The sequence below is a fragment of the Bradyrhizobium sp. USDA 4341 genome, assembly GCF_054063755.1.
Genome location: NZ_JBSSGO010000002.1, coordinates 8,215,939 through 8,228,470 on the forward strand (window position 1 = coordinate 8,215,939; position 12,532 = coordinate 8,228,470).

At 60.0% G+C, this 12,532-nt stretch carries 11 protein-coding genes and 1 pseudogene; 11 read left to right on the forward strand and 1 reads right to left on the reverse strand.

Features of this window, described 5'->3' with window-relative positions; genetic code table 11:
- Positions 1–505 precede the first annotated feature (505 nt).
- The 10 genes and pseudogenes from ACVIGB_RS44510 to ACVIGB_RS44555 all read left to right on the forward strand — a co-directional run bounded on the left by ACVIGB_RS44510 (position 506) and on the right by ACVIGB_RS44555 (position 11,418).
- A pseudogene (locus ACVIGB_RS44510) lies at positions 506–1,509 on the forward strand (zinc-dependent alcohol dehydrogenase family protein).
- Positions 1,510–1,633: 124 nt separating this feature from the next.
- A complete protein-coding gene (locus ACVIGB_RS44515) occupies positions 1,634–2,389 on the forward strand; it encodes an SDR family NAD(P)-dependent oxidoreductase (protein WP_456724531.1) in 756 nt (251 codons plus the stop codon).
- A gap of 79 nt (positions 2,390–2,468) precedes the next feature.
- Positions 2,469–3,233: an SDR family NAD(P)-dependent oxidoreductase gene (locus ACVIGB_RS44520; RefSeq protein ID WP_456724530.1), complete on the forward strand. Its 765-nt coding sequence runs from the start codon at positions 2,469–2,471 to the stop codon at positions 3,231–3,233.
- Positions 3,234–3,338: 105 nt separating this feature from the next.
- Entirely contained in the window at positions 3,339–4,076 is a 738-nt protein-coding gene (locus ACVIGB_RS44525; RefSeq protein ID WP_456724529.1) for a TetR/AcrR family transcriptional regulator, read from the forward strand.
- A gap of 200 nt (positions 4,077–4,276) precedes the next feature.
- Entirely contained in the window at positions 4,277–6,610 is a 2,334-nt protein-coding gene (locus ACVIGB_RS44530) for a xanthine dehydrogenase family protein molybdopterin-binding subunit (RefSeq protein ID WP_456749334.1), read from the forward strand.
- Entirely contained in the window at positions 6,607–7,446 is an 840-nt protein-coding gene (locus ACVIGB_RS44535; RefSeq protein ID WP_456724526.1) for an FAD binding domain-containing protein, read from the forward strand. The genes ACVIGB_RS44530 and ACVIGB_RS44535 overlap by 4 nt, the downstream gene beginning before the upstream one ends.
- Positions 7,443–7,949, forward strand: a complete 507-nt coding sequence (locus ACVIGB_RS44540; protein ID WP_456724525.1) for a (2Fe-2S)-binding protein — start codon at positions 7,443–7,445, stop codon at positions 7,947–7,949. The genes ACVIGB_RS44535 and ACVIGB_RS44540 overlap by 4 nt, the downstream gene beginning before the upstream one ends.
- 5 nt (positions 7,950–7,954) lie before the next feature.
- Entirely contained in the window at positions 7,955–9,286 is a 1,332-nt protein-coding gene (locus tag ACVIGB_RS44545) for an MFS transporter (protein WP_456724524.1), read from the forward strand.
- A gap of 16 nt (positions 9,287–9,302) precedes the next feature.
- On the forward strand, positions 9,303–10,616 hold the full coding sequence (gene fahA / locus ACVIGB_RS44550) for a fumarylacetoacetase (protein WP_456724523.1): 1,314 nt from the start codon (positions 9,303–9,305) through the stop codon (positions 10,614–10,616).
- A 13-nt stretch (positions 10,617–10,629) separates the two neighbouring features.
- Positions 10,630–11,418 (forward strand): cyclase family protein, encoded by a 789-nt coding sequence (locus ACVIGB_RS44555; protein ID WP_456725274.1) that lies wholly within the window; start codon positions 10,630–10,632, stop codon positions 11,416–11,418.
- A gap of 13 nt (positions 11,419–11,431) precedes the next feature.
- On the opposite strand, the gene ACVIGB_RS44560 is transcribed toward ACVIGB_RS44555, so the two are convergent.
- On the reverse strand, positions 11,432–11,563 hold the full coding sequence (locus tag ACVIGB_RS44560; RefSeq protein ID WP_456749409.1) for a helix-turn-helix domain-containing protein: 132 nt from the start codon (positions 11,561–11,563) through the stop codon (positions 11,432–11,434).
- Positions 11,564–11,861: 298 nt separating this feature from the next.
- On the opposite strand from ACVIGB_RS44560, the gene ACVIGB_RS44565 reads away from it, so the two are divergent.
- A complete protein-coding gene (locus ACVIGB_RS44565; protein WP_456724522.1) occupies positions 11,862–12,260 on the forward strand; it encodes a nuclear transport factor 2 family protein in 399 nt (132 codons plus the stop codon).
- The last annotated feature ends 272 nt before the right edge of the window (positions 12,261–12,532 follow it).

Sequence of the window (12,532 nt, forward strand, 5' to 3'; positions counted from 1 at the left end):
CAGCACATTCCCGTGTTTGGCGACGAATCCATTGGCGACACTCACGAGGTCAGGCGCAACCCGGCATTTGGTTAAGTCCGGAGCTAGAAAGACCGATAACGGCCGAATCTTCGTCGCGCGTTGTCGCGAGGACGGCTTTTGACGCCGTTGTTTCCGGGACGTTGATTAAATCGGCCTTGCAGCTTTTTAGCTTGCGCCGCATCACGGACTTGTCGAAGGATCTCTGGCGGAGGTTCTTTGACCGCGGACTCGAGCTAATCGGCAGGCGTCTTTCAAGGCCGTGAGCACGCGAGGCCCCGCCAAACATTAAGTGATGGGTAAGATCGGCGTTAGGCGGTTGCTCGCAATCGATCGCAACGGCCGATATGACGGTGTTCCTGAGCCAGGGATCAGATGGTGGATGCAATTCACGCGGACGATAACCGTGTGACCTAGAAAGTGGCAAAAAAGGCGTTCTCCGTCAGCGGCGACCGATCTACTTGTTTGTTGGTCGAGGGAGAAGCCAATGGTTCGCGGCGTTCGATTCCACACGTTCGGCGGTCCCGAAGTTTTGCAGATAGAGAACGTGAGCGTACCGGAACCCGGTCCCGATGAGGTCCGCTTGCGGATAATGGCTATTGGCTTGAACCGAGGCGAAATCCTGATGCGATCCGGAAGGGCCGCAACGAGGGCGAAGTTACCCGCGCAGCTTGGTGTAGAAGCGGCCGGGATAATCGAGGTCGTGGGATCGGATGTAAGGGATCGGGATCGGATGTAAGGAACTTTGAGGTCGGAGATCGCGTGGCAGTCGTTCCCGGAGACCTCGGACGCGGCTACTACGGCGAGGTCGCCCTTGCGCCTGCCAGGACACTGGTCAAGGTTTCACCCACCCAGAGCTGGCAGGACGCAGCGGCGACCTGGATGGCATTCGGCACCGCATGGACAGGGTTGGTCGACATCGCGCGCCTCTCCAGAGGCCAAACGGTACTCATAACGGCCGCATCCAGCAGTGCGGGTCTGGCTGCCATCCAGACAGCACGCAAAGTCGGCGCCAGTCCAATCGCGTTGACGCGGACCCATGTGAAAGCCGCGGCGTTGCTCGAAGCAGGAGCAACCCATGTCATCGCTACCGAGGAGCAGGACATCGTTACGGAAGTAGCCCGGGCGACCGGAGGCAAGGGTGCCGAGGTGGTGTTCGACGCCGTGGGCGGACCAGCCTTTGAGAGGCTTGCTGAGGCGACCGCGACAGGCGGCTTACTGCTCGCGTACGGTCGCTTCAGTCCTGAAGTCACCCCGCTGCCGCTAGCGCAAGTCTTGTGGAAGGACCTGACCATCCGAGGATTCGTTCATCCGAACGCGGTGGTGCATGACGAGAAGCTGGCGGCACTGAAACAATTCGTCGGTGAAGGGCTCGCATCCGGCACGCTGCGACCGATCATCGCAAGAACGTTTCCCTTCGATGAGATCGTGGCCGCCCATCGGTACCTCGAATCCGGATCGCAGTTCGGAAAAGTGGTCGTGACCGTGTGATGTAAACCAAACACGTCTACCGTGCTTCTGGCGCTTGAACTGGAGCCCATAACGTCGTGGCATCAAGGCCTTTCGCGCAATAGCAAATCGATGAAATTCGAGACCAAAGAAAAAGGAAACAAACGTGCTTAATCTTCCGAATTTCTGGCTCGATGGTGAAATTGCCGTCGTGACGGGTGGCGGCAGTGGTATTGGACGGGCGGTCGCGCTTGCATTCGCCGCGTCGGGTGCGCAGGTCGTCGTACTCGATGCGCGCGCGGCAGCGGCCTCTGAGGTCGCCGAGGAAATCGGGATCTCTGGGCATGCGCTCGCCGTCGACGTGACGGATGGGGACGCAATCGAACGGTCTTTCGCCGACATCGCGCGCCGTTTCGGTCGCATCGACGTTCTCTTTAACAACGCAGGTATAAATCGCCGACAACCGTCGCTCGAAATGGCCTTAGACGACTGGAATGCCGTCATAGCCGTCAACATGACCGGTATGTTCATCTGTGCCCGCGCGGCCGCGAGGCATATGGTCCCGGGCGGCCGCATCGTCAACACGGCTTCCATGCTGGGATTGTCCGGAGGTTGGTACCCCAACATTGCCTATCAGGCGACCAAGGGTGCGGTGGTGAACATGACCCGGTCCTGGGCGGTCGAGTGGGCTCCGCGTAAGATCCGGGTCAATGCCGTGGCTCCCGGTCCTGTCCGGACGCCTTTCATCGCCGCGCTGACCGATCAACCGGATCTCGTGGCGCAGCTCGAGCAGCTCACGCCACTGCGCAGGCTCGCGGAAGTCGAAGACATCACCGGCCCGGTGCTATTCTTGGCGAGCTCGGCGTCGGCAATGGTCACAGGTCACATCCTTCCTGTCGACGGGGGAATGCTCGCGCAATAGTACGGCAACCAACAGAGTGTTGGCTTGCATCTCAAGGCGAGTGCGGCCAATTCCAATCACAACCGGGGGAAGAAGGAATATGTACAAGGGGTTCGATCTATCAGACAAGGTTGCGGCTATCACTGGTTCGACGGCCGGGATGGGATTGGCGATCGCACGGGGCCTCGCCCAATGTGGCGCGAAGATCGTGGTCTCCAGCAACGATAAGGAAGACACCGATCAAGCTGCGCATGCGTTGTGCAAGGAAGGCTTCCAAGTCGCGGGCGTACGATGCGACATCACCGACAGAACGGGTATCGGACCGTTCGGCGCGGAGGCAAAACGAGCCTTTGGCAAAGTGGACATCCTGTTCTGCGTTGCACTCGGGCCGCCTCCCATGGGGCCCGTAAATGATGCGGATCTGGAGACACTGGACCGCCTTCTGATCTCGACAGTGAGCAATAACCTCGCGCTTGCCCAGCAATTCTTGCCGGAGATGGCGGAGCGCCGCTATGGCAGCATCGTGATGATGTCGAGCATAGCTTCGGAACGGGCGAGCCCGAACCTCGGTGCGTACGGCGCTGGCAAGGCGGCCCTAAATGGCATTGTCCGGAGCATTGCGGTTGAATGGGGAGCGTCGAACGTCCGTGCGAATGCAATTGCGCCATCGATGGTTCGAACCGCCTTCTCCAAGGACTTTTGGGGTGATCCGGAGCGGGAGAAAACGCGAATGGCCAGAACTCCGGCAGGTCGCATAGCGGAGCCGGAGGAGGTCGTTGGCGCGGCCATCCTACTCGCCTCGCCCGCAGGGGCATACATCTCGGGCCAGGTGCTGTTCATCGACGGAGCCCGCTCGGTCACGTGAAAGTCGGTTCGCAGGCGGCGGTGTTCGCGCGCAGGGGTCGATAAGGTATCATAATACTGTACGGCCAAGCCTCGCATTTTCTAAATCATCGTTTAAAACGATGAGATGAAAAAGATTGAGCGAAAAAGACTTCGGCCTGCCAGTCCGCAGCGTGATCGTGAAATAAAGGAGCGCATCGTCGCCGCTGCTGAACATGTCTTCGCGGAGATGGGAACTGAAAAGGCGACGTTGAGAGACATTACGACCCGTGCTGCAGTCAACGTGGCAGCAGTGAGCTACTATTTTGGCTCGAAATCGGACTTGGTCCATTCTGTCTTTGACCAGTTGTCTACCAGGTTGAACGAGCGGCGCATTCAAGATCTCGACGAATGTTTAGCATTGGCGAAACAGGCTGGAAGGCCGCCGGATCTCCGATCGATTCTAGAAGTTTTTATTAGGCCCTACCTTGATGGCAAGAGCGGTAGACTTTTCGCGCGGCTAGTTCTGCAGCACCGCTTGGCACCTTCCGAAGTCACAAAGGCGATAATATCGGGTCACTTCGATCCCATGGCGAAGCGGTTCATTCAAGCGATCGCCGACGCGTGCCCGCATCTCGATTCCACTGTATTCTTTTGGCGCTACGTCTTCATGATCGGCTCGGTAGTTTACACCGTCGCCGATCTCGGCGTGCTCGACCGGACCGCCTATCTCTCGGGTGGCATGGTTCGGGCCAACAGCGCCGCCGATCTCGCTGACGCGATGCTCGAATTCTGCATCGCGGGCGTAGCCGCTGACCCCCAGCCTAACGCGCAGCCCCTTCAAAAAGAGGGCAGGGGCCGGACCAAGAAACGCCGCGAGCCCTGATCTTGCATCCGACGAGGCGACAAAACGCCATGCGATTTGGCTTGACCTAATCTAAATTCGTGTTTTAAATTTGTGTTTAACATTGAATTTGACCGAGGCGAGGAAACCAAAGCTTGGAGCATCCACCGACAAAGGGCGCTAGTGCCACGGCCACCCCTGATCCCGAGGGAAGGATTGGCCGTTGGGTTGGCGCGAACGTCGTGAAGAAGGATGCGGATCGGTTCGTGACCGGTGCGATCGACTACGCGGCCGATCTGATCCGGCCCGGGACGCTTTATTTGTCCGTGCTCAGGAGCACGCATGCCCATGCCGCGATACGCGGTATCGACGCTGAGGAGGCGAAACGCGCGCCGGGTGTCGTCGCGGTTCTGACGGGCAAGGAAATCCGGGAGCTCACGAAGCCGATGCCAACGCGAATCCCGCGCGAGCGCTTTCCCGGCCCTATCGATGTCTGGTGTCTCGCCGTCGACGAAACGCTTTATGTTGGCCAGCCTGTCGTGGCGGTTGTAGCCGAAAGGCAGAGCGAGGCCGAGGTCGCCAGAAGCTTGATTAAGGTCGACTACGAGCCGCTGGTCGCGGTTTTGGACGCGAAGATTGGTGCCGAGCCAACCGCGCCAAAGGCCCGTAACGTATGGCCGACCAACATCGTGTTCCGGGACAAGATCAATCAAGGCGACGTCGATGCCGCGATGAGGGGCGCCGACCGTGTCATCAGAGGCACAATGAGCTTCGGATCGGCGACCACCGCTCCGATGGAGTGCCGCTGCTACATCGCGGACTGGAGCGCGAAGGCCGGGCGACTGACGCTTCAGGGCACCATGCAGCAGCCGCATCCGACGCGCTGGCTGCTGTCGCAAGCTCTGGATCTACCGGAGACGAAGATCCGCGTCGTCGCACCTGCAATGGGTGGCACGTTCGGTCTCAAGATGGTCGGTCATCCCGAGGAGGTCATCGTTTCCGTCCTCAGCCGGCAGCTCGGGCGGCCCGTTGCGTATCTTGAAAGCCGCGAGGAATGTTTCCTCGCCAACGCGCGCGAACAAACCCATGAATTCGAGATCGGAGCGCGTGCTAATGGCAAGATCGTCGCGTTCCGCGACTTCGTGCGCGCCGATGTCGGGGCGATCGGTGCGGGCGGTGGTTGGTTGATGGCGTTCGTCACGCCGACGGTGTTTCCGACTGTCTACGACATACCGAACGTCGCCATCGACTCGCAGATCGTCACTACCAATAAGCCGCCTTGGCAGGGCGTGCGCGGCTACGGGAAGGAAACCGCGAACGTCGTCATGGAGCGCGCCATCGAACTGATTTCGGCCGAGCTCGGGATGGATTCGCTCGAGGTCCGCCGGCAGAATCTTATTCCGAAGACCAGCTTTCCGCACCGCTTGCCGTCAGGTCTCAATCTGGACAGCGGCGACTACGAGGGAGCGCTCGACCAGCTTGGCGTCCTCTTCGAGCGCGAGCGTTGGCTGGCCAAAAAAGCGTGCGACGAGGGATCCGGACGCAGGATCGGCATCGGTTACGCCTTCGAACTGACGCCTGAAGGTGCCTCGTTCCCAGGGGCGATGCCGTCGGGCTTCGAGACCTCGATGGTGACGATCGACCCGACCGGCACGGTCAGGGTCGCGACCAGCGTCACGTCTCCGGGCAGCGGTAACGAGACGGGAATTGCGCAGTTGGTCGCCGACGTGTTCGGAATCCACCCCGATGGCGTCGCGGTCACGCAGGGCGACACCGATATCACACCGTTCGGTGGCGGTAACACCAGCAGCCGCAGCCTGATGTTCGGAGGGGCCGCCTCGGTTCTCGCCGCCCGCGACCTGCGTGACCGCGTTGCGACCTGCGCCGCGATGCTGTTGCAGGCGGAGCGGGGTCAGATCGACTTCGCTGACGGAAAGATCGTCGTGATCGGAGATCCCGATCGGGCATTGCCGTTCGAGAAAGCCGTGTCAACGATCTACACACAGGCTTACTCGACTGCGATCGACGTCGAGCTGCCGTTGCAAGTGACTCGCACGTATCGGTCGGAAAACGTTCGACATACGCCGGACGAATGGGGAAGGATCAGCTCCTATCCCTCGTTTCCTTACGGAGTCCACGCCGCCGTGGTCGAAGTGGATGAAGCGACCGGTTGCGTCACCGTGCTGGAATACGCCGCAATCCATGACTGCGGTCTCGTCGTCAATCCGGGCCTCGTCGAGGGGCAATTCAAGGGCGCGGTCGCGATGGGTATCGGCGCGGCGCTTTGGGAGGAACTTCTCCACGACGCCGACGGAGGTACCCGGACTAACCGGTTCAAGTCCTACGTGCTTCCGCGGTCAACGGATCTCCCCAATATCCGCCTCGGGCATCGCTGCACGCCCAGTCCCTTCAATCCACTCGGAGTCAAGGGGGCCGGGGAGTCCGGATTTGGCGGGGCAATGGCGGTTATCGTGAATGCCGTTGCCGACGCGCTCGGCGAACGTGGGCGCGAGCTCGACCGCATGCCTTGCAAGCCCGATGTGATCATCGATCTCCTGCCGAGGGCTCGGTCGTGATCAGTCAACAGTTCGAATACCGCGCGCCGCGTGAGATCGACGAAGCGCTGGATATACTGGAACGGGCCGACGGCGCCTGCGCCGTACTCGGGGGCGGCACGTGGCTGATCCCCAACATGACTTTCGCGGTCCATCAGCCGAAAGTTGTGCTCGATCCAAGGCACCTTGACTTTGCGTCGATCCACGAGCGCGACGACGAGGTCCTCGTCGGTGCACGCGTCACCTATTCCGATGCTTTGAGATCCTCGGTCGTATCCGCCCATCTGCCATTGCTAGCCGCAATGGCGACAGGAATTACCGGCGGCATCTCGATAGTCGGGCAGGGGACGATGGGCGGCTCCGCCTGCTATGCCAATCCATCATCCGACTTCCCTGCCTGCCTGGTCGCCCTTCGCGGACGGCTTCGGTTGCGATCAGCGAGGGAAACGCGCGAGGTTGATGCCGCCAACTTTTTCAAAGGCGCGTTCGCTACTGCGAGGCGCCCGGACGAAATGCTTGAGGGAATCATCTTCCCGAAGCGGCCCTCGTCGGCGCGTTGGGGCTATCAAAAGCTCAAGTTCAGCACGGGCTCTTGGCCGATCGTGACGGCCGCGGCCGTGGTGGAGGGCGAACGCGCCCGGGTCGTGCTCGGCGCTGCGACATCGGTCCCAGTTCTGTCCGAAGCCATATTGCCTGCGAATGCCGGCGACGACGAACTGAGAGCCTTAGCGACGTCGTGTGCTTCCGTGTCTCCGGAAGCCGAATTGTCGGACGAGTTGGCAGGGCCGGGTTATCGACGGCGTGTCGCTAATGCGATCGTGCTGCGTGCGCTCAAACAGTGTGGATTGCCGCAATGACGTCGACGCGAACTAAGCGGCTATGTATGCGCCTAAATGGTCGGTCGGTCGAAGCGGAGCTCGATCCGCGCGCTTTGCTGATCGAGGCGGTCCGGGAGCTCGGAGCCAAAGGCGCTCGCGTAGGATGCCTCACGGGCGATTGCGGAGCGTGCAGCCTCGAACTGGACGGGCGCCTAGTCAAGTCATGTCTGGTGCTGGCGGTGTCGGCGGAAGACAGCGACATCGTGACGATCGAAGGGAGTCGGGACGTGATCACCCGCGAATTGCAGCACGCTTTCGTCGCCTGCAACGGTTTCCAATGCGGCTTTTGCACGTCGGGCATGATCATGGTCGCGGTCGATCTCCTGCGATCGAACCCGTCGCCGACGGAGGCGGAGATACGCAGCGCCATTAGCGGCAATCTCTGCCGTTGCACGGGCTACGAGAACATCGTGAGCGCCGTCGTCCGAGCCGCGGGACGCGCTGCGGCACAAGTCGAGAAAAAAGCCGCAAACGGGGAGTGAAGGGAATGAGAACGGTCAAAGCTCAGCGCACGCCGGTGACGGCGGCGTTTTCTAGCCTGCTCGGAAGCTGCATCGAGTGGTACGATTTCTATATCTACGGCACCGCGACGGCGCTGGTCTTCAACACGATCTTTTTTCCCAGCTTTGATCCCATGGTCGGCACCCTTCTGGCATTCGGCACCTTCAGCGCTGGAGCCATCATGCGGCCCCTCGGCGGCATCATATGCGGTCACTTTGGCGATAAGGTTGGTCGCAAGTCGATGCTCGTTTGGACGCTCATCTTGATGGGGGGAGCTACCGTGCTGATCGGGCTCATTCCAAGCTACGCCCAGATTGGCATTCTCGCGCCGACCCTGCTCATGGTGCTAAGATGCGTGCAGGGTCTCGCGTTCGGAGGAGAATGGGCCGGGGCAGCCCTCATCGCGGTTGAACACGCTCCCGAGAAACGGGAAGGCATCTTTGGTTGCTTTCCGCAAATGGGTTCGCCGATAGCGCTGTTCCTGTCCACGGGCACCTTTGCGTTGCTTGCGTTCATGCCCAAGGATGAATTCATGTCATGGGGATGGCGCATACCGTTCGTCGCGAGCGCAGTGCTGATCGTCATCGGATTGATCTTCCGCCTGAAGCTGCTGGAAAGCCCTTCATTCGTTGAAGCGGCTGCGCGCGGGGAGATCGTCGCTGCGCCGATCAAGACGGTGCTGAAGAACGATCTCAAGAGTATCCTGATCGGAGGTGGCGTCGTGCTTTGTACGACCGTAGCCTTCTACGTGCAGGCGATCTTCGTCGTCTCCTACGCAACGCAGACGGTCGGGGCATCCCGCCAGGACGTTCTGAACGCGGTGCTCGTCGGTTCCTTCTTCGAGCTGTTGATGCTGCCTGCTTTTGCGTTGCTCGCCGATCGCGTCGGGCTGAAGCCCGTTGCGTTCTTCGGTGCGCTGTGGACCGCCGCCTTCAGCTTCCCTTTCTTCAAATTCATCGACGCCGGAACACCATTCAGCATCGGACTCGGCATCACGCTGGCCATGGTCGGTATTAGCGCCTTGTTCGCCGTGCTTCCGGCCTATACGTCCCGCCTCTTCGATACGCGGGTCCGGTTCACCGGCATTTCGCTTTCCTACGGCATCGCCGCAGGATTGATTGGTGGGCTCACGCCGCTATTGGCGAGTAGTCTGTTCCTGTGGGCTAAGTCACCGTGGCCGATCGCGCTCTATCTCGTCGTGATCAGTATGATCAGCATGATTGCGGTGCTCGTCAGTCCCGCATTCGGAAACGAGGTGCCCGCGCGGGACGCCACGTTGGATAATACTGTAGTGCCAGGCCAGGCTTCGCGAAACTGAAGGACATTACGCAAGCATGACGATTGATCTCGATTTTACCCACGATCCGAATCGGAAGAGCTGGGTCGTGAGCGCCAACGAGGCATCGACCGATTTTCCCATTCAGAACCTCCCGTTCTGCATGTTCGGTCGTGCCGGCGAATCGAGGCGCGCCGGAGTGGCAGTCGGTGCCGACATTCTCGATCTCGACGCCGCAGTTGAGTTGCAACTGTTCAACGGTGAAGCTGCCGCGGCGATACGCGCTTGCAAGGGTGAGAGCCTCAACCCGATCATGGCGATGGTCGGGCCATCGGCGACGGCGCTGCGCCATCGATTGTCTGAGGTACTCGTCATCGGCTCCGATCGGATGACACATGCGTCCCAGCTCTTGATCCCACGGCGTGAGGTACAGTTTCATCTGCCCGCCACGATAGGTGGGTTCACCGACTTCTTCACCTCGCTATATCACACCGAACGGGGTGGACGGGCTTCTCGCCCGGACAATCCCGTTCCCCTCAATTTCCGCTATATGCCGATCGCCTATAATAGTCGGGCGAGCTCGGTGAGGATCAGCGGCGAGCCTATCCGGCGTCCCCTCGGTCAGAGGCAGCGCCGGGATGGTGCGGTGCACTTCGGGCCCTGTGAAAGCCTCGATTTCGAGCTTGAGCTTGGTGCTTTCATCGGGAAGGGGAATGAACTGGGCGAGCCGGTAGATGTCGCCGCGGCGGGTGACCGGGTGTTCGGCTACTGTCTTCTGAACGACTGGTCCGCGCGCGACATCCAGCGCTGGGAGAGTTTTCCGCTCGGGCCGTTCCTAGCCAAGACGCTGTCGACGTCGATCTCGCCTTTCGTGGTCACGTCCGATGCCCTTCGGCCATTTCGTGCACCAGCCACCAAGCGACCGGAGGGAGATCCACCGCCGCTGGAATATTTGCATTCCGACGCGGATCAGCGGCGTGGTGGCATCGACTTGACGATGGAGGCCCTGATCCAGACCGAAGGGATGCGGGCCCAAGGCCTCGATCCGTACCGCGTAACGAGCGCCAACTTTCGGGACATGTACTGGACCGTGGCACAGATGGTGACCCATCACACGGTCAACGGATGCAATCTGCGCGTTGGCGATCTGATCGGGAGCGGAACAGTCTCTGGGCCGACCGACGAAAGTCGCGCCTGTCTTGCCGAAATCGCCGCGTCTGGTGACACCATCTACCTTCCAAACGGCGAGCAGCGGAAATGGCTCGAAGATGCTGACACTGTCGTGTTTCGCGCGAAGGCGCAACGGGCAGGTTACGTTTCGATCGGCTTCGGCGAATGCACCGGTCAAATTCTCCCGGCATTGTCTCGATAGAGTGAAAAAGAAGATGGCACGTAAGCTAATCGATATTTCCGTCGCTCTGCAGGCCGGCATCGCAAGCGATCCACCGCGAGCCCTGCCGAAGATCACCTATCTCGACCATCATGCGACCGCTCCCGGGATCGCCGAATACTTTGGCGTGGGCTTAGATCAACTTCCGCAAGGCGAATATGCAGCGGTGGAAAGGTGCGACATCAGCACCCATAACGGCACTCATCTGGATGCTCCATATCACTTCTTTTCGTCGATGAATCATGCCTTGAAGGAAGGCGGCGAGCCCAGTATGCGCATCGACGAGGTTCCGCTCGAATGGTGCTTCCAGCCTGCCGTCAAGCTCGATTTCCGGCGCTTCGATGACGGCTATGTTGCTACGCCGGGAGACGTCCAGGCCGAGTTGAAGCGGATCGGTCATAAGCTCCGTCCGCTGGAAATCGTCGTCGTGAACACGCGCGCGGGAACGCGTTATGGCGAGGCCGATTACGTTGACGCAGGATGCGGAATGGGCAAGTCGGCGACGATCTGGCTTTTGGAGCAGGGTGTGCGCCTCGTCGGCACCGACGCATGGAGCTGGGATGCTCCATTCTCGCATACCAAGCGCAAGCTGGAGCAAGGTGGCGGAGCCGAACTGATTTGGGAGGGCCATCGCGCCGGTCGCGAGATCGGTTATTCGCATCTCGAGAAGCTTCACAATCTCGAAGTGCTGCCGGCCGATGAATTCCAGGTCGTTTGCTTTCCCGTGAAGATCCACGGAGCGTCAGCCGGCTGGACCAGGGCCGTTGCGATCGTAGATGAATGAGGCCGATGCGGCGTTATCCTCGTCTTCGGCAGTGCTCGGTAGGGCGAAGATGCGAGGGCGAGCAGCCGACGTGTCGGACGAACGCGACACTGAAGCCGCTGACTGATGGATATCCGCGTGCGAAGGCTATCTCCGAAATGGAGATGCCTTACCCGATCATTTCCTTGGCGAGCGCCATTGAGTGAACTGTTTGGGCTGCCCGACGTCCTGGCGGTTCTCGATGCCTCGCAGACGCGGTTGTCAAGGGCTCGCGCTCAGACGGGCGCCGCCAATAGCAGGCGCACACCATAAACCAGTGTCGCGTCGAGCTTTAGGATCTCGGATATGATCTTGGTTATGTCCTAAAACGTGGCGGATATGACGTTTCGTTCAGTTGGTCGCGGCCCTATGTTCCGCGCCGTATGCTTTAGCGCTGGTCTCCTGCAACCAGAATAGGAAAGCGCATGCAACCGATCGCCGTCTCGAATTGGAAGAGCTTCTTTTCCACAGGAAAACTTCCCGCTTTGCAAGCGTGTCTCGCCGAAGAAGTGATTTTCGAGTCACCGGTCGTGCATACGCCACAAATCGGCAAGGCGGTAACCGCGAAGTACTTATGCTCAGCACAACGAGTCTTCTACAACGCGAGCTTCGTGTACTTGCGTGAATGGGTCGACTCCAATTCGTGCGTGTTGGAACTCCAAACCAAGATCGATGGCGTTTCGATAAACGCGGTGGATATCATTTCCTGGAACGACGACGATAAAATAACGAACTTCAAGGTCATGATACGTCCCCTCAAAGCCATTCAGCTTGTGCATCAACTCATGATGCAGGAATTGCTCAAGAGTACGCCACCGTCATAGAAATCAGAGCGTCATGTCCGGCGCTTGCAAAACTCGATGAAGTGTCAATGCAGCCCGCAATATTCATCTTAAGGCGTCGAAACACCGCGGAAGAGCCGTGCGTTCCGTGCTAGCGCGAACGACACGGCCTGCGCCATCGTGCCGAAGGTCACACTGCGGAGGAGATCTCGCGCTGGATGATGCGATCGCTATCACGACGTTCTAAGGCAACCGCGACGGCGCTTCGAGGCGGCCGCCGGGCATCGACGCAGCGGAGGTCGAACTCGTAGAGC